Here is a 15,736-nt window from a genome sequence, read left to right as displayed (position 1 = left end):
CTTCAACTTCAACCACTTGCGCTTTCGATCTCTCGTTAGCGGGAGGCGAATTCTACAGCGTTACACGCTGCTGTCAACACCTCTTTTACACCGCTTTCGACCGAGAAGATCGAACCGCCGAGAAGGCGAAAACACGCTGCCTTTTCAGCTACTTCTGGGCTTCGATACATTGAAGCGAACCGCCTGTCGAGAACCCAAAAACCTTTGTAAATCATTGAATCTCAAAGGCTTTTCCGTTTCGACTGCGCCGGAAGTGGGGCGAATTATAGAGCCACAGGATTTCCCGTCAACGCTTATTTTCACTTTTCTGTCATAAGGGTCAAAAGCAGCGCAAAAACGACTATGGGAGCCTGCGGCTCCCATAGTTTGCTTTCTATCTATAAGACAGTGTTACTCGACCTTGAGGGTGATCCGGGCAAACGCCTTCTTTCCCGCCTGGCAAACATGAGTAGCGCCCAGCTTGTATATAAAGGCGCGATCAACAACCTCACCATCTATACGCACGCCACCGGAACCCAGCAGATCCCGGGCAACCGCCGAGTTCTTCACCAGGCCGGCCTTATTCAGGACCGCAGCGATCGGCATGTCTTCAGCCGCGCTGATTTCAATCTCAGGCAGATCATCCGGCAGCTCGCCATCCTTCATCCGATTGCCCGCCGCACGGTGAGCACTGGCCGCAGCCTCTTCACCATGGAAACGCGCGACGACTTCCTCAGCCAGCAGGATCTTGATATCGCGCGGATTCGCACCCGCCTCGACATCCTTGCGCAGTTGATTGATCTCATCCATCGAACGGAAGCTCAGCAGCTCGAAGTAGCGCCACATCAAGGCATCCGGGATCGACACCAGCTTGCCGTACATGACACCCGGCGCCTCCTGGATTCCCACATAGTTGCCCAGGGACTTGGACATCTTCTTCACACCATCCAGCCCTTCGAGCAACGGCATGGTGAGAATGCACTGAGCCTCCTGCCCATAAGCACGTTGCAGCTCACGCCCCATCAACAGGTTGAACTTCTGGTCGGTACCGCCCAGCTCGACATCCGCGCGCAACGCAACCGAGTCATAACCCTGCACCAACGGATAGAGGAACTCATGGATGGCGATCGGCTGGTTGGTGGTATAGCGCTTGTCGAAGTCGTCGCGCTCGAGCATGCGCGCCACGGTGTACTGCGACGTCAGGCGAATGAAGTCCGCCGGCCCCATCTGATCCATCCAGGTGGAGTTGAACGCGACCTCGGTCTTGGCCGGATCGAGGATCTTGAACACCTGGGTCTTGTAGGTCTCGGCATTATCGAGCACCTGCTCACGCGTCAGCGGCGGACGCGTGGCGCTCTTGCCGCTCGGGTCACCGATCATGCCGGTGAAATCGCCGATCAGGAAGATCACCTGATGCCCCAGCTCCTGGAACTGGCGCAGCTTGTTAATAAGGACTGTGTGGCCCAGGTGCAGATCCGGCGCTGTCGGGTCGAAGCCGGCCTTGATACGCAACGGCTGGCCGCGCTTGAGCTTCTCGACCAATTCGGACTCGACCAACACCTCTTCCGCACCACGCTTGATCAGCGCGAGCTGCTCTTCAACCGACTTCATAACCAACCTGCAAGGCTCAGATTCAAAGGGAACCAACCATACAAGATCGCCGCCCAAATACAAGTTTTGCCCGGCATACGGGCACGAAACGCCCGTCCGCACATGACAGACTTGCTTCAGAGATGATTTGGTTATATTTTATACAGTTATTTCATCTTCATCATGTCATTCATCTTTTCCAATTCATCTTCTTCAAAGTCAAATTACCTATGACCACAGAGCCGACTAAAGCGCCCCCGCTTTATCCGAAGACCCACCTGCTGGCCGCAAGTGGTATCGCCGCCCTTCTCAGCCTGGCGCTACTGGTATTTCCTTCCAGTGACGTAGAGGCCAAGAAGACAACGCTGAACCTGGAGCTGGAAACCCCAGCGGATCAACTGACACAAGACAAAGACGCTGTCGAACTCGATCAAGCCACAAATGAAGGCAATCCATCGCCTTTCGCCCAGATCGACAACAGCGCCGAAGACACTCACGAGACCGCCAAGACCGCACCCGCCCCCGAGGAAAAGAAGGCCCCCAGCCATCGGGAAGTCACCGTAGCCCGGGGCGATACCCTTTCCACGCTGTTCGAGAAGGTCGGGCTGCCGGCTGCTTCAGTACATGAGGTCTTGGCCAGCGATAAACAAGCCAAGCAGTTTTCCCAGCTCAAGCATGGCCAGGTCCTGGAGTTCGAGCTGACGCCCGACGGCCAACTGAACAACCTGCACAGCAAGGTCAGCGACGTTGAGACCATCACCCTGACCAAGGGCTCGAAAGGTTTCACCTTCAAGCGCGTGGTTACCCAGCCGGTGGTCAGTTCAGCCTATGTGCACGGCGTGATCAATAGCTCGCTGTCACTCTCCGCCCAACGCGCCGGCATGCCCCACAGCCTGACCCGCGAAATGGCCCATGTGTTCGGCTACGACATCGACTTCGCCCAGGACATTCGCCCCGGCGACGAATTCGAAGTGATCTACGAGCAGAAAGTGCTCAATGGCAAGACTATCGGCACCGGCAATATCCTCTCCGCGCGCTTCACCAACCGCGGCAAGACCTACACCGCGGTGCGCTACACCAACAAGCAGGGCAACAGCAGCTACTACACGGCTGACGGCAACAGCATGCGCAAGGCCTTTATCCGCACCCCCGTGGATTTCGCCCGTATCAGCTCGCGCTTTTCCATGGGCCGCAAACACCCGATCCTGAACAAGATCCGCGCCCACAAAGGCGTCGACTATGCCGCCCCGCGCGGTACGCCGATCAAGGCCGCCGGCGACGGAAAAGTGCTGTTGGCCGGTCGTCGCGGCGGCTATGGCAACACCGTGATCATCCAGCACGGCAATACCTACCGGACCCTGTACGGCCACATGCAAGGTTTTGCCAAGGGCATCCAGACCGGCAGCACCGTCAAGCAGGGCCAGGTGATTGGCTATATCGGTACCACCGGGCTATCGACTGGCCCGCACCTGCACTACGAATTCCAGGTCAATGGCGTACATGTCGACCCCCTGGGCCAGAAGCTGCCCATGGCCGACCCGATCGCCAAGTCCGAACGTGCCCGTTTCCTGCAACAGAGCCAGCCACTGATGGCACGCATGAACCAGGAAAAATCCAGCAAAGTCGCCTCGGCCAAACGGTAAACCACGATGCTCTACATAGGTGTGATGTCCGGAACCAGTCTTGATGGGCTGGACATTGCCCTGGTAGCGCTCGACGGCTCCATCCGGCTGCAGGCCAGCCACTACATTCCCATGCCCGAAGCCTTGCGCGCCGAGCTGCTTGGCCTGTGCGCCAGCGGCCCCGACGAAATTGCCCGCACCGCCATCGCCGAGCAGAACTGGGTGACCCTGGCCGCCCAGGGCATCAATACGCTGCTGGAGCAACAGCAACTCGGCCCCGAGTCGATTCGCGCCATCGGCAGCCACGGCCAGACCATCCGCCACGAGCCGGCACGCGGCTTTACCGTGCAGATCGGCAACCCGGCCTTATTGGCCGAACTGACCGGCATCACTGTCGTCGGCGACTTCCGCCGTCGCGATGTGGCCGCCGGCGGCCAGGGCGCGCCACTGGTTCCGGCGTTCCATGAAGCACTTTTCGAAGAGCGCGAAGGCCATCGCGCCGTGCTGAATGTCGGCGGCTTCAGCAATCTGAGCCTGATCGAGCCGGGCCAGGCGGTATCCGGCTTCGACTGCGGCCCCGGCAACGTACTGCTCGATGCCTGGATCCAGGATCAACGCAACGAGCCCTACGACCGCGATGGCCGATGGGCGGCCAGCGGTCAGGTCGAGCCCCGACTACTGCAGGCACTGCTCAGCGATCCGTTCTTCCAGACCAAGGGCCCGAAAAGCACCGGTCGCGAGGTCTTCAACCTGACCTGGCTGAAGCGACACCTGAGTCGCCTGCCCAGCCTGGCGGCCGAAGATATTCAGGCCACCCTGCTCGAACTCAGCGCACGAACCATCGTCGAGTCGCTGACTGGCGCCCAGGAGAACACGGAAGAATTGCTGGTTTGTGGCGGCGGCGCCCATAACGCGACACTCATGGTTCGACTCGGCCAACTGCTGCCCGCCACCCGGGTTGCCAGCACCGCCAGCCATGGTGTGGACCCCGACTGGGTGGAAGCCATGGCCTTCGCCTGGCTGGCCCGATGCTGCCTTGACGGCATCGCCGCCAATCGCCCCAGCGTCACCGGTGCCCGCGGCCTGCGGGTGCTGGGCGCGATCTACCCGGCCTGAGACACAGCAAAACGCCGCGAAATTCGCGGCGCTGAGGGTAAAACACACTCTACGATCAGATCGAGAACGACGACCCGCAACCACAGGTGGTGGTGGCATTCGGGTTCTTGATCACGAACCGCGAGCCTTCCAGACCTTCCTGGTAATCCACCTCGGCGCCTGCCAGGTACTGGAAGCTCATCGGATCAACCACCAGGCTGACGCCTTCGCGCTCAACGATGGTGTCATCATCGGCCACTTCCTCATCGAAGGTGAAGCCGTACTGAAACCCTGAACAACCGCCACCCGTAACGAATACGCGCAGCTTCAAGCGATCATTGCCCTCTTCATCGACCAGGCTCTTCACCTTGTGCGCGGCACCGTGGGTGAATTGCAAAGCCGTGGGGGTGAAGGATTCGACGCTCATGCTGACTATCTCCCGGCGCTACGCCGCCATAATGCGTGATGACGGGCATTATCCGCTTCTCCTAGAAAAGCGGTCAACTATTGTTGTTACGATATATCAACCAACATCACCTCATACCATGGCGGTAGGAGCGAGCTTGCTCGCGAGGGTCGTTAATGATGACGCGGGACATCTGACGCCCCGCACCGCCTGGGCTACCATCGCGAGCAAGCTCGCTCCTACAAGGGGATCGATGCCTTACGGCAGCATGCCCGCATGGGACAGGCCCAGACGCTCGTCCAGGCCGAACAGGATGTTCAGGTTCTGTACCGCCTGGCCCGAAGCGCCCTTGACCAGGTTGTCGATCACCGACAACACCACCACCAGATCGCCATCCTGCGGACGGTGCACGGCAATCCGGCAGACGTTGGCGCCACGCACGCTACGGGTTTCCGGATGGCTGCCGGCCGGCATTACATCGACGAATGGCTCGTTGGCATAACGCTTCTCGAACAGCGCCTGCAGATCCACCGAACGGTCGACCACGGTCGCGTAAAGCGTGGAATGGATACCCCGGATCATCGGCGTGAGGTGCGGCACGAAGGTCAGGCCCACATCCTGGCCCGCCGCACGGCGCAGCCCCTGGCGAATTTCCGGCAGGTGACGATGGCCCTTGACCGCATAGGCCTTCAGGCTTTCGGAGGTTTCCGAGTACAGCGAACCGACGCTGGCACCGCGACCGGCACCGCTGACGCCGGACTTGCAGTCGGCGATCAGCCGCGTGGTATCCGCCAGGCCCGCCTCAAGCAGCGGCAGGAAACCCAGCTGGGTTGCGGTCGGATAGCAACCCGGCACGGCAATCAGACGGGCTTGCTTGATCTGCTCGCGGTTCACTTCCGGCAGACCGTAGACCGCCTCTTCCAGCAACGCTGGCGCACCGTGCGGCTGGCCATACCACTTGGCCCACTCTTCGGCGTCCTGCAGACGGAAATCGGCGGACAGGTCGATGACCTTGGTGCCGGCGGACAGCAGCTCACCGGCCAGGGCATGGGCCACACCATGGGGCGTGGCGAAGAACACCACGTCGCAGGCGCCGAGGGTCTTGATGTCCGGCACGCTGAAGGCCAGGCCGTCGTAGTGACCGCGCAGGTTCGGGTACATATCGGCCACGGCCAGACCGGCCTCGGATCGCGAAGTGATGACTGCCACTTCTGCCTGCGGATGCTGCGCCAACAGACGCAGCAATTCGACACCGGTGTAACCCGTGCCGCCGACGATACCGACCTTGACCATGACCTGCCCTCAACGAAACCACTGGAAAGCCCACGATAATAGGGGCCACGCGCGCCTGCGACAACCGTCAAGGTGACGTGCGGGCGCTCAAGCCTCTACTATTCGGCCTACCGTGAACCTGGGAATCACCAAAAATGCTCTACTTGTGGGTCAAAGCCTTGCATATCGTCAGTGTCATCTGCTGGTTTGCCGGCCTGTTCTATCTACCGCGCCTGTTCGTCTACCATGCCCAGAGCGAGGACAGCGTCAGCAAAGAGCGCTTCAGCGTCATGGAGCGCAAGCTGTATCGCGGGATCATGGGCCCGGCGATGATCGCCACGCTGATCTTCGGCGGCTGGCTGATCGCCCTCAACCCAAGCGTCTTCAGCCAAGGCGCCTGGATCCACGCCAAGCTGACCCTGGTGGTGCTGCTGATCGGCTATCACCATATGTGCGGCGCCCAGGTGAAACGTTTTGCCCGTGGCGAAAACACCCGCAGTCATGTCTTTTATCGCTGGTTCAATGAAGTGCCGGTTCTGCTATTGCTGGCTATTGTCATTCTGGTCGTTGTCCGACCGTTCTAGCCACAAGTCACTCACCCCTGATCGGAGCACTCTCCATGTCGCTGCCCGCCCTGCTCGAACAACGCCTGCGCTTGCCCGTGGTGGCCGCGCCGATGTTCCTGATTTCCAACCCGCAGCTGGTGCTCGCCTGCTGCCGCAATGGGGTGGTGGGCAGCTTCCCGGCCCTGAACCAACGCGAGAGCAGCGGCTTCAAGGCCTGGCTCGAGGAAATCGAAGCGGGCCTGGCGACCCTCGACAATCCGGCGCCTTATGCCGTCAACCTGATCGTGCACCACAGCAATCCGCGGCTGCAGGCGGATCTGCAGATCTGTATCGAGCACAAGGTGCCAATCGTCATCACCAGCCTGGGCGCGGTCAAGGAGCTGGTGGATGCCGTGCACAGCTACGGCGGCCTGGTGTTCCACGACGTGACCACCCGCCGCCATGCCGAAAAAGCCGCCGAGGCAGGTGTCGACGGGTTGATTGCCGTGGCGGCCGGTGCGGGCGGCCATGCCGGCACCTGGAGCCCGTTCGCCCTGATCGGCGAAATCCGCCAGTTCTTCGACAAGACCCTGCTGCTGGCTGGTTGCCTGAACCACGGTCACGAAATTCTCGCCGCCCAGGTGCTCGGCGCGGATCTGGCCTACTTCGGCACACGATTTATCGGAACCTCGGAAAGTCATGCGCCTGACGCTTATAAAGAGATGCTGCTCACATCCCAGGCGGCCGATATCGTGCACACTGCGGCGGTATCCGGCGTGCCCGCGAGCTTTATGCGCCAGAGCCTGGAAAACGCCGGCTTCGACCTCGCCGCGCTGCAAGGCAAGGGCGAAGTGAACTTCGGCTCCAAGCTCAAGCCGCTCAGTGACGAGGCCAAGGCCTGGAAAACCGTCTGGTCGGCCGGCCAGGGGGTCGGTGAGATCGGTGACCTGCCCAGCGTCGACCAATTGGTCGCCCGGCTCGATGCCGAGTACCGCAAGGCCCAGGCACTGGCCGCGGAGTTGCCTAGGCACTGGCCGAGACCGTAACATCCGTGTTGCAGGCTTAACCTGCAACGCCAATGACTTGTGACAAGGACGCCCTTCATGAGCGAAAACCGCTTCAAAATCGTGTTCGACGGCGCCTTGCAGGCCGGTGTGGACAAAACCACCGCCCAGTTCAACCTGGCCGCGCTGTTCAAGACCGACGTCGCTTCGCTGGAACGCTTGTTCAGCGGCCAGCCTGTCGCCCTGAAACGCGACCTTTCGGCCGCCGAGGCCGAGTCCTATCTGCAAGCCTTGCGCAAGACCGGCATCGAAGCCCGCCTGGAAGCCGAGTCGGCGGCCGTCGAACTGAGCCTGGCGGATATCGATGATCTGCCGGCCAGTACCGCACCAGCAGACAGCGCCACTGACCAATCACCCTATGCGCCACCGCAAGCCCGGGTCGGCGACGCCCTCCCCACCTTTGGCCAACTCCAGGCGTTCACCACCCGCGGGCGTATCGGTCGGCTGCGCTATCTGGCCTGGAGCATCGTACTGATGTTCGTGACCCTGCCGGTGGCCGGAGCAATCTTCGCCATCGCCATGGGCACCGCGGCAGCTTCCCTGAATACGGCGATCACCATCGGCGTTGTACTCGGCGGCGCGGCCCTGATCGCCTTCGTGGTCTTTTCCATCCAGATCGCCGTACAGCGCTTGCACGATATCGGCTGGTCCGGCTGGCTCTGGCTACTGACCCTGGTCCCCTTCGTGGGCAGCCTGTTCCCCCTCGTGCTGATGTTCTGCCCTGGCAATAGCGGCGCCAACCAATACGGCGCCCCACCACCACCCAACAGCACCGCGGTCAAGGCCCTGGCCGTGCTCTCGGTCGTCTTCGGGGTCATCGTTGGCGTCGTTGCCGTGACCGGCGGCCTGGCCAACCTGGAAAAAAACTACAACAACGAATCGGCCGGTTATTCCGAAAGTGGTGACGCCGTCAGCACCGACGAGGCCGACAGCCCCAGCGATGCGGCAGCGGCAGCCGAATCCGCCCCACCCGCTGTAGACTATGACAAAGATGAAAAAGAATAACCGTTTCTGAGCCTGCGACCCTCTGTCCCAAGGCTCGGAGCCGGTGTGATGGAGAACTGCATGACCCGTTACGCCCTGATCACCGGCGCCTCCAGCGGCATTGGCCTGGCTCTGGCCGAAGCCCTGGCGCGCCGTGGCCGCAGCCTGATTCTGCTGGCCCGCCAGCGTGATCAGCTGGAAACCATTGCCTTGGAACTGACCCAGCGCTTCGGCGTCGAAGTGCTGTTTCGCGCCTGTGACCTGAGCGAGCCGCTGCGCCTTTCCGGCTTTCTGCTGGAACTGGAAGAAGGTGAGCGGCAGATCGACCTGCTGGTCAACTGCGCCGGCCTCGGCACTTGCGGCCCCTTCCTGGCCCAGGATTGGGGGACGGAGCAGGACCTGATCGAAGTCAACATCCTCGCCCTGACCCGACTTTGTCATACCCTGGGCAATCTCATGGCGATACAGGGTGGCGGGCAGATCCTCAATGTGGCGTCGATGGCCGCCTTTCACCCGGCGCCCTGGATGAGCAGCTATCATGCGAGCAAGGCCTACGTGCTGCACTTCTCCGAAGGCCTGCGCGAAGAGCTTAAGAAATCAGGTATCAAGGTCTCGGTGCTCTGCCCGGGGCTGACCCGCACTGCGTTCTTCCACACGGCACAACTGGCAGTCGAAAAGCTTTCACGCAGCCGGCTGATGATGAGCCCCGAAGAAGTGGCGCTATATGCCGTGCGCGCCCTGGACAAGAACCGCGCAGTGATCATTCCTGGCTGGCGTAATCGCTGGCTGGCCCGTGCCCCGCGCCTGATGCCGCGCTGGGCGATGTGCAAGCTCGCCGGTGTCGTTACCAAGACCTATTGCCCGCGCTGAAACTTGAACTCACGGTCGTGTCCGTACAGACTCTGGCCCGAACCACTCAACGGAGAAACAGCTGTGGATACTCTGTTCACCAAGATCATCAACAGAGAAATACCCGCGAAAATCATCTACGAGGATGACCAGGTCCTGGCCTTCCACGATATCGCCCCACAGGCGCCGGTGCATTTCCTGGTTATTCCGAAAAAGCCGGTACGCACGCTCAATGACCTGACCGAAGACGACAAGGCCCTGGCCGGGCATATGCTGTTCACCGCCCAGCGCCTGGCCCTGGAGCTGGGCTGCGAAAAAGGCTTTCGCGTGGTGATGAACTGCAATGAAGAAGGCGGGCAAACCGTCTATCACATTCATATGCATGTGCTGGGTCAGCGCCAGATGCACTGGCCACCGGGCTGATACCCCCAGCCCCCTAATGTAGGAGCGAGCTTGCTCGCGATGGACGTCAATGATAACGCGCAAGGCCTGGGCCCCGCGATGCCTGGGCGACCATCGCGAGCAAGCTCGCGCCTACAGGTTCAACAACAGCGCCGGCAAGATTGTGTTCCTCATCTCGGCGCCATGACCCAACGCAAACCTTATTCCCTCGATTGCGGTAAACTGCAGGCCGAGATTTTTCCCGGAGGTCAGCATGACTACCCAACGTCACTACTCGCCGATTGACCGTCTTCTGCTGCAAGCCGATACCGCGATGCGCACCTTGCTGCCGTTCAGCGGCCAGCCCTACCGTCCCTCGCCGGCAATCGTGCAGCCCGACGCGCCGATGAGCGAAGACGACAGCCGTCACGTCGCCGGCCTGATGCGCATCAACCATACCGGGGAAGTCTGTGCCCAGGCGCTCTATCAGGGCCAGGCCCTGACCGCCAAGCTGCCCCACGTGCGTGCCGCGATGGAAAAGGCCGCCGAAGAAGAAATCGACCACCTGGCCTGGTGCGAACAACGCATCCGCCAGTTGGGCAGCCATCCCAGCGTGCTAAATCCACTGTTCTACAGTCTGTCCTTCGGCATCGGTGCCGCCGCCGGGCTGATCAGCGACAAGATCAGCCTGGGCTTTGTCGCCGCTACCGAAGACCAGGTGTGCAAACACCTGAACGAACACTTGGAACAGTTGCCAGCCGAAGACGAAAAGTCCCGGGCGATTCTCCAACAGATGCGCATCGACGAAGAACAACACGCCGAGTCCGCGCTGGACGCCGGCGGTTTCCGTTTCCCGGCACCGCTGAAGTTCGGCATGAGCCTGCTGGCCAAGGTCATGACCAAGAGCACCTACCGCATCTGAGCCACCGCGGCTCCGCCAGGGAGCAGGTAAAAAGAAGGGCGCCACTGGGGCGCCCTTCTTTATTTGGCCGGGAAACTTACGTTGGCATATTGCGCGCGTAGAAGATCTCCAGCATTTCGTGTTTCACCCGCTCGCTCACCTGCGCACGCTGCTGCGCCGATAGGTTGCTGGTAGCGTCGCCGAACAGGTAGTTGTCCAGTTCGAACTCCTTGAGCAGCATCTTGGTATGGAACATGTTCTCCTGGTACACGTTCACGTCCGTCATCTGATAGCTCTTGCGGCTGTCTTCCGAGAGATAATTCTGGATCGAGTTGATCTCATGGTCGATGAAGTGCTTCTTGCCTTCGATATCACGAGTGAAACCCCGCACGCGATAATCGACCGTGACGATGTCCGAGTCGAACTGGTGGATCAGGTAGTTGAGGGCTTTGAGCGGTGAAATGACGCCGCACGTCGACACATCGATGTCCACACGGAACGTCGCGATACCGTCGACCGGATGGATTTCCGGATAGGTATGCACCGTGATATGGCTCTTGTCGAGGTGAGCCAGGATGGTCTCGGGCAACGGGCCCGGCGATTCTTCGATCTGACTGTCGGTCGGGGTCACCGGCTGTTCGGAGATCAGGATCGTGACACTGGCACCTTGAGGATCGTAATCCTGACGCGCGATGTTCAGGATGTTGGCACCAATGATATCCACTACTTCCGTGAGGATCTGCGTCAGGCGTTCCGCGTCGTATTCCTGGTTGATGTACTCGACGTAAGCCTGCTGGTCCTGCGGGGTTTCCGCATAGCAGATGTCATAGATGTTGAAGCTCAAGGTCTTGGTCAGGTTATTGAACCCGTGGAGCTTGAGTTTGCTTTTCACCGTTAAAAACTCTCTATATCGATGCGGCACCGCCGCGTGATCAAGCATGCCCGTCAGTTGTGAACGACACAGCTGCGTAGGACGGTTAACACCTCTTCGCGATGGCGATTTTGGTTGTCTGTTCGGGTCCGTGGTCGCAGGTTTGCTGCTGGCCAGGCGCCCTGAAAAAAGTGGCGCATTATGCAGACCTGAACGACTGATCACCAGAGTCTGCATGGACTTTATGATAGTTGAATGTCGACTCAGCCGAGTTCGATGATCTCGTAGTCATGGCTGATGGCAACGCCAGCGGCACCGAGCATGATCGAAGCCGAGCAGTATTTCTCCGCCGACAGCTCGATCGCCCGCTTGACCTGGGCTTCCTTCAGGCCACGGCCCTTGACCACGAAATGCAGGTGGATCTTGGTGAACACCTTGGGATCCTCAGTGGCACGCTCGGCCTCGAGAAAGGCTTCGCAGCTTTCAACCGGCTGACGGGACTTCTTCAGGATGCTGACCACGTCGAAGTTGCTGCAACCACCCAGGCCCAACAGCAGCATTTCCATGGGGCGAACGCCCAGGTTACGGCCACCGCTTTCCGGCGGACCGTCCATGACCACCACATGCCCGCTACCGGACTCTCCGAGGAACATGGCTTCGCCAGCCCATTGGATGCGTGCCTTCATCACCTAGACTCCACTGCTGAAAAAAGGGAGCCAGCTTAGCACAGCAGCTCGCCCTGGCAGGAAACCGGCAACGGGCGACGACTGGTTAGTCAGCCCCATAAATTCCCCATTTTCCACACAATGCCTCTGCTATGCTGGCGCCAAATCACTGGCGTTCTGCCAGCCTTGCAGCTATGCCTAAAAAAACAAACCACACCGCGCAGTCTTTTCGGGATACAACCATGGTTGCTCTGGCTTCCGCTTCCGCCCCCAAGATCAAGAACCTCGACAAACTGCTGATGCATTGTCAGCGCCGCCGGTACCAGGCCAAGAGCAATATCATTTGTGCCGGTGATCGCTCGCAAACCCTGTTTTTCATCATCAAGGGCTCGGTCACGATCCTGATCGAAGATGACGATGGACGGGAAATGATCATCGCCTACCTCAATGCTGGGGATTTTTTCGGCGAACTCGGCTTGTTCGAGCAGGCTGGCCTGGAGCAGGAGCGCAGCGCCTGGGTGCGCGCCAAGATCGAGTGCGAAGTCGCGGAGATCAGCTACTGCAAGTTCCGCGAACTGGCCCAGCAAGACCCGGATATTCTCTACGCCCTCAGCGGCCAGATTGCCCAGCGCCTGCGCAACACCACACGCAAGGTCGGTGACCTGGCGTTCTTCGACGTCACCGGTCGTGTTGCCCGTTGCCTGCTGGAACTGTGCAAGCAACCCGATGCCATGACCCACCCCGACGGCATGCAGATCAAGATCACCCGTCAGGAAATCGGCCGGATCGTCGGTTGCTCGCGGGAAATGGTCGGGCGCGTGCTCAAGGATCTGGAAGAGCAGAACCTGGTACACGTCAAAGGCAAGACCATGGTGGTGTTCGGCACCCGTTAAGGGTGGAAGATGTCCTGCAACAGCTGTTGGTACAGCTCGCTGAGCCGCTCAAGGAATAGCGGCGCGGTGTACACCTCATGCAAGGCGACATGGCTTTGCGCCCGAACCCGGGCATCCAACTGGCAGGCCTGGTTGAAGCGATTGACCGCTGCCACCATCGAGCCGCGCTCGTTATCGATCAACATCGCGCCATGCACCAGGCCCACGGGCCGAGTACCACCCTGGCTCTGACGCCAGCGCTGGGCGGTGCCGACCATCTTGCGGCCATTGAGATTGACGTTGAAGCGGCCGTCGCAAAACGCACCGTCGATTTCGCCCAGGGATGAAACGCCGCCCAGCTCATCGAGCGCAGCGCAGATCGGCTGGCACAGGCGCCGATAGCCAGTCTCGATACGAGTCTGGTCACCTTCGTGACGGGGCGGGGCATACACCAGGGCGATATTCACGGTGGCGCCGGACTGCGGCACCGGCTCACCGCCGGTTTCACGCAGCAATACAGGCCAGCCGCTGGCCGCCAGGGCGTCGCAAGCGGTGTCGAAACCCGGCAACCGATTCAAACGCCGAGGCATGACCAGGGCGCGGTCGCTGGGCTGCCAGAACAACAGCCCCCAATCCTGCTCACCGGCACAGACCGCGGCCAGCAAATCCTGCTCGGCACGCAGGCCGGCTTCGACGGTAAGGGCAATGGGCAGCGACATCGAGGTCATCCTGATCACGAGCCACGCTTAGTCGAGGGTCGAGCCACTGATTGCCGGCGCACCACGCTCCGGGAAAAACAGCCGCTGCAATTCATCGCCCGGGCTGTCCGCACGCATGAATGCCTCGCCCACCAGGAACGAATAGACCTCGCTGATTTCCATCAGCTCGACGTCCGCCCGGTTGAGGATACCGCTCTCGGTAATCACCAGACGATCACGAGGAACGATCGGCAACAGGTCGAGGGTGGTTTCCAGGCTGACCTCAAAAGTATGCAGGTTGCGGTTGTTGATACCGATCAGCGGCGTATCCAGTACCCTCAACGCCCGCTCCAGTTCGGCAGCGTCATGGGACTCCACCAGCACATCGAGACCGACACCCTTGGCCACCGCCGCCAATTCAGCCATCAGCCCATCGTCCAGCGCCGCGACGATCAGCAGGATGCAATCGGCGCCGAGGGCACGGGCTTCGACGATTTGATACGGGTCGACCATGAAATCCTTGCGGATCACCGGCAGCTTGCACGCCGCGCGCGCCTGCTGCAGGTAGAGGTCGGCGCCCTGGAAATAGTCGACATCGGTCAACACCGACAGGCAGGTCGCCCCGCCCTTTTCGTAGCTGCGGGCGATATCGGCCGGAATGAAGTTCTCGCGGATCACGCCCTTGCTCGGCGAAGCCTTCTTGATTTCGGCAATCACCGCCGGCTGCTTCTGCTTCGCCCGCGCGATCAGCGCCTGGGCGAAACCGCGCGGCGCGTCGGCGATCCGAGCCATGGCCTCAAGCTCGGCCAGACTCACGCGGGCGCTACGCTCGGCCACTTCCTCGGCCTTGCGGGCGAGGATCTTCTCCAGCACGGTTGGCACACTCATCCTTCATTCTCCTGCTTGAATACGGCGGTGAACGCGCCCAGTTCTTCGAGTTTTTCCCGGGCGAGACCGGTGTGCAGCGCATCGTGAGCCAACGCAACACCTTCTTTGAGGCTGCTGGCATGGTCGGCGGCATACAGCGCGGCACCGGCATTGAGCACGATCATTTCCGCGGCTTTCTGGCCGTTCTCGGTCTTGCGACGCCCCAGGGCGTCACGGATCAGTTCCAGGGATGCCGCCGGACTCTCGACCACCAAGCCAAACAGACTCTGGCTTTTTATACCCAAGTCTTCAGGCTGGACCCAGTATTCAGTTATTGCACCATCTTTCAGCTCCGCCACGAAGGTCGGTGCGGCAAGGCTGAATTCATCCAGGCCATCCTGGGAATGCACCACCAGCACATGCTTGCTGCCCAGGCGCTGCAGCACTTCGGCCAAGGGCCGGCACAAGGCCTGGTTGAACACCCCAACCACCTGGTGTTTCACACCGGCCGGATTCGTAAGCGGGCCGAGCATGTTGAACAGGGTGCGCAGGCCCAGGTCACGGCGCGGCGCGGCGGCATACTTCATTGCACGGTGGTGGGTCTGGGCGAACATGAAGCCGATCCCGACATTGTCGATGCAGCGCGCCACCTGGACCGGCGTCAGGTTCAGGTAGATACCGGCGGCTTCGAGCAGGTCGGCGCTGCCACTTTTACCCGACACCGCACGGTTGCCGTGCTTGGCCACGGTGCAGCCGGCAGCGGCCACGACAAAGGCGGACGCCGTGGACACGTTGAAAATATTCGCGCCGTCACCGCCGGTGCCGACCACATCGACCACACCGTCGAGGGTCTTGAGTTCGACCTTGTCGGCCAACTCGCGCATCACCGAGACCGCGCCGACGATTTCGTCGATGCTTTCGCTCTTCATGCGCATGGCCATCATAAAGGCGCCAATCTGCGCCTCGGTGCATTGCCCGGTCATGATTTCACGCATGACATCGCGCATTTCGTCAGTGCTCAGGTCCAGATGGCCGACGATACGGCCCAGGGCGGTCTTGATATCCATGAAAACTC

17 protein-coding genes are annotated in these 15,736 nt (G+C 60.7%); 9 read left to right on the top strand and 8 right to left on the bottom strand.

All coding sequences use genetic code 11. The annotated features are described in order from the left end of the window. Positions 1-390: 390 nt before the first annotated feature. Entirely contained in the window at positions 391-1,590 is a 1,200-nt protein-coding gene (tyrS, locus tag AC07T0_RS23450) for a tyrosine--tRNA ligase (RefSeq protein ID WP_495003426.1), read from the bottom strand. Between the two features lie 209 nt (positions 1,591-1,799). On the opposite strand from tyrS, the gene AC07T0_RS23445 reads away from it, so the two are divergent. Both AC07T0_RS23445 and AC07T0_RS23440 read left to right on the top strand, forming a co-directional pair. Then, complete coding sequence (locus tag AC07T0_RS23445; RefSeq protein WP_495003425.1) at positions 1,800-3,212, top strand: peptidoglycan DD-metalloendopeptidase family protein; 1,413 nt, start codon at positions 1,800-1,802, stop codon at positions 3,210-3,212. Positions 3,213-3,218: 6 nt separating this feature from the next. Then, positions 3,219-4,307, top strand: coding sequence for an anhydro-N-acetylmuramic acid kinase (locus AC07T0_RS23440; protein WP_495003424.1), 1,089 nt, complete (start codon positions 3,219-3,221; stop codon positions 4,305-4,307). Positions 4,308-4,362: 55 nt separating this feature from the next. On the opposite strand, the gene erpA is transcribed toward AC07T0_RS23440, so the two are convergent. Both erpA and argC read right to left on the bottom strand, forming a co-directional pair. Further along, positions 4,363-4,713 (bottom strand): iron-sulfur cluster insertion protein ErpA, encoded by a 351-nt coding sequence (gene erpA, locus AC07T0_RS23435; RefSeq protein WP_007906865.1) that lies wholly within the window; start codon positions 4,711-4,713, stop codon positions 4,363-4,365. A 237-nt stretch (positions 4,714-4,950) separates the two neighbouring features. Further along, positions 4,951-5,985, bottom strand: coding sequence for an N-acetyl-gamma-glutamyl-phosphate reductase (gene argC / locus AC07T0_RS23430; RefSeq protein WP_495003423.1), 1,035 nt, complete (start codon positions 5,983-5,985; stop codon positions 4,951-4,953). A gap of 134 nt (positions 5,986-6,119) precedes the next feature. On the opposite strand from argC, the gene hemJ reads away from it, so the two are divergent. The 6 genes from hemJ to coq7 all read left to right on the top strand — a co-directional run bounded on the left by hemJ (position 6,120) and on the right by coq7 (position 10,709). Beyond that, positions 6,120-6,548, top strand: a complete 429-nt coding sequence (hemJ, locus tag AC07T0_RS23425) for a protoporphyrinogen oxidase HemJ (RefSeq protein WP_495003422.1) — start codon at positions 6,120-6,122, stop codon at positions 6,546-6,548. 35 nt (positions 6,549-6,583) lie between these two features. After that, positions 6,584-7,555: an NAD(P)H-dependent flavin oxidoreductase gene (locus AC07T0_RS23420; protein ID WP_495003421.1), complete on the top strand. Its 972-nt coding sequence runs from the start codon at positions 6,584-6,586 to the stop codon at positions 7,553-7,555. Positions 7,556-7,612: 57 nt separating this feature from the next. Continuing rightward, positions 7,613-8,578, top strand: a complete 966-nt coding sequence (locus AC07T0_RS23415) for a DUF805 domain-containing protein (protein ID WP_495003420.1) — start codon at positions 7,613-7,615, stop codon at positions 8,576-8,578. Between the two features lie 60 nt (positions 8,579-8,638). Continuing rightward, positions 8,639-9,427, top strand: coding sequence for an SDR family NAD(P)-dependent oxidoreductase (locus tag AC07T0_RS23410; RefSeq protein WP_495003419.1), 789 nt, complete (start codon positions 8,639-8,641; stop codon positions 9,425-9,427). 63 nt (positions 9,428-9,490) lie between these two features. Next, positions 9,491-9,829, top strand: a complete 339-nt coding sequence (locus AC07T0_RS23405) for a histidine triad nucleotide-binding protein (protein ID WP_495003418.1) — start codon at positions 9,491-9,493, stop codon at positions 9,827-9,829. A 232-nt stretch (positions 9,830-10,061) separates the two neighbouring features. After that, a complete protein-coding gene (gene coq7 / locus AC07T0_RS23400; protein WP_495003417.1) occupies positions 10,062-10,709 on the top strand; it encodes a 2-polyprenyl-3-methyl-6-methoxy-1,4-benzoquinone monooxygenase in 648 nt (215 codons plus the stop codon). A 76-nt stretch (positions 10,710-10,785) separates the two neighbouring features. Here the strand turns inward: coq7 and speD are convergent, their stop codons facing one another. Both speD and AC07T0_RS23390 read right to left on the bottom strand, forming a co-directional pair. Further along, complete coding sequence (speD, locus tag AC07T0_RS23395; RefSeq protein ID WP_495003416.1) at positions 10,786-11,580, bottom strand: adenosylmethionine decarboxylase; 795 nt, start codon at positions 11,578-11,580, stop codon at positions 10,786-10,788. 242 nt (positions 11,581-11,822) lie between these two features. After that, positions 11,823-12,245: an OsmC family protein gene (locus AC07T0_RS23390; RefSeq protein ID WP_121135108.1), complete on the bottom strand. Its 423-nt coding sequence runs from the start codon at positions 12,243-12,245 to the stop codon at positions 11,823-11,825. Between the two features lie 221 nt (positions 12,246-12,466). Here AC07T0_RS23390 and crp point away from each other — a divergent pair, with 221 nt between their 5' ends. Then, positions 12,467-13,117: a cAMP-activated global transcriptional regulator CRP gene (crp, locus tag AC07T0_RS23385; protein WP_495003415.1), complete on the top strand. Its 651-nt coding sequence runs from the start codon at positions 12,467-12,469 to the stop codon at positions 13,115-13,117. On the opposite strand, the gene AC07T0_RS23380 is transcribed toward crp, so the two are convergent. From AC07T0_RS23380 to trpD, 3 genes are read right to left on the bottom strand one after another with little or no spacing between them, the layout of a single operon-like run. Next, positions 13,114-13,815, bottom strand: coding sequence for a lipoate--protein ligase family protein (locus tag AC07T0_RS23380; RefSeq protein ID WP_495003414.1), 702 nt, complete (start codon positions 13,813-13,815; stop codon positions 13,114-13,116). The genes crp and AC07T0_RS23380 overlap by 4 nt on opposite strands. Positions 13,816-13,842: 27 nt before the next feature. Next, the gene (gene trpC / locus AC07T0_RS23375; RefSeq protein ID WP_495003413.1) at positions 13,843-14,682 is read right to left on the bottom strand and encodes an indole-3-glycerol phosphate synthase TrpC; all 840 of its coding nucleotides are present in this window, start codon (positions 14,680-14,682) and stop codon (positions 13,843-13,845) included. After that, on the bottom strand, positions 14,679-15,728 hold the full coding sequence (gene trpD / locus AC07T0_RS23370; RefSeq protein WP_495003412.1) for an anthranilate phosphoribosyltransferase: 1,050 nt from the start codon (positions 15,726-15,728) through the stop codon (positions 14,679-14,681). Before trpD ends, trpC begins: the two co-directional genes overlap by 4 nt. Between the last annotated feature and the right edge of the window lie 8 nt (positions 15,729-15,736).

It is taken from the genome of Pseudomonas sp. GW821-FHT04D07 (assembly GCF_059420225.1).
Note: the sequence above shows the minus strand (reverse complement) of the source record. Positions and strands in the feature narration are given on the sequence as shown.

Coding starts and splice junctions, on each gene's coding strand:
- crp (WP_495003415.1), top strand. CDS start 12,467: ATGGTTGCTCTGGCTTCCGCTTCCGCCCCCAAGATCAAGAACCTCGAC.
- AC07T0_RS23445 (WP_495003425.1), top strand. CDS start 1,800: ATGACCACAGAGCCGACTAAAGCGCCCCCGCTTTATCCGAAGACCCAC.
- trpC (WP_495003413.1), bottom strand. CDS start 14,682: ATGAGTGTGCCAACCGTGCTGGAGAAGATCCTCGCCCGCAAGGCCGAG.
- AC07T0_RS23390 (WP_121135108.1), bottom strand. CDS start 12,245: ATGAAGGCACGCATCCAATGGGCTGGCGAAGCCATGTTCCTCGGAGAG.
- AC07T0_RS23410 (WP_495003419.1), top strand. CDS start 8,639: ATGACCCGTTACGCCCTGATCACCGGCGCCTCCAGCGGCATTGGCCTG.
- erpA (WP_007906865.1), bottom strand. CDS start 4,713: ATGAGCGTCGAATCCTTCACCCCCACGGCTTTGCAATTCACCCACGGT.
- AC07T0_RS23420 (WP_495003421.1), top strand. CDS start 6,584: ATGTCGCTGCCCGCCCTGCTCGAACAACGCCTGCGCTTGCCCGTGGTG.
- argC (WP_495003423.1), bottom strand. CDS start 5,985: ATGGTCAAGGTCGGTATCGTCGGCGGCACGGGTTACACCGGTGTCGAA.
- AC07T0_RS23415 (WP_495003420.1), top strand. CDS start 7,613: ATGAGCGAAAACCGCTTCAAAATCGTGTTCGACGGCGCCTTGCAGGCC.
- trpD (WP_495003412.1), bottom strand. CDS start 15,728: ATGGATATCAAGACCGCCCTGGGCCGTATCGTCGGCCATCTGGACCTG.
- AC07T0_RS23440 (WP_495003424.1), top strand. CDS start 3,219: ATGCTCTACATAGGTGTGATGTCCGGAACCAGTCTTGATGGGCTGGAC.
- coq7 (WP_495003417.1), top strand. CDS start 10,062: ATGACTACCCAACGTCACTACTCGCCGATTGACCGTCTTCTGCTGCAA.
- AC07T0_RS23380 (WP_495003414.1), bottom strand. CDS start 13,815: ATGTCGCTGCCCATTGCCCTTACCGTCGAAGCCGGCCTGCGTGCCGAG.
- tyrS (WP_495003426.1), bottom strand. CDS start 1,590: ATGAAGTCGGTTGAAGAGCAGCTCGCGCTGATCAAGCGTGGTGCGGAA.
- hemJ (WP_495003422.1), top strand. CDS start 6,120: ATGCTCTACTTGTGGGTCAAAGCCTTGCATATCGTCAGTGTCATCTGC.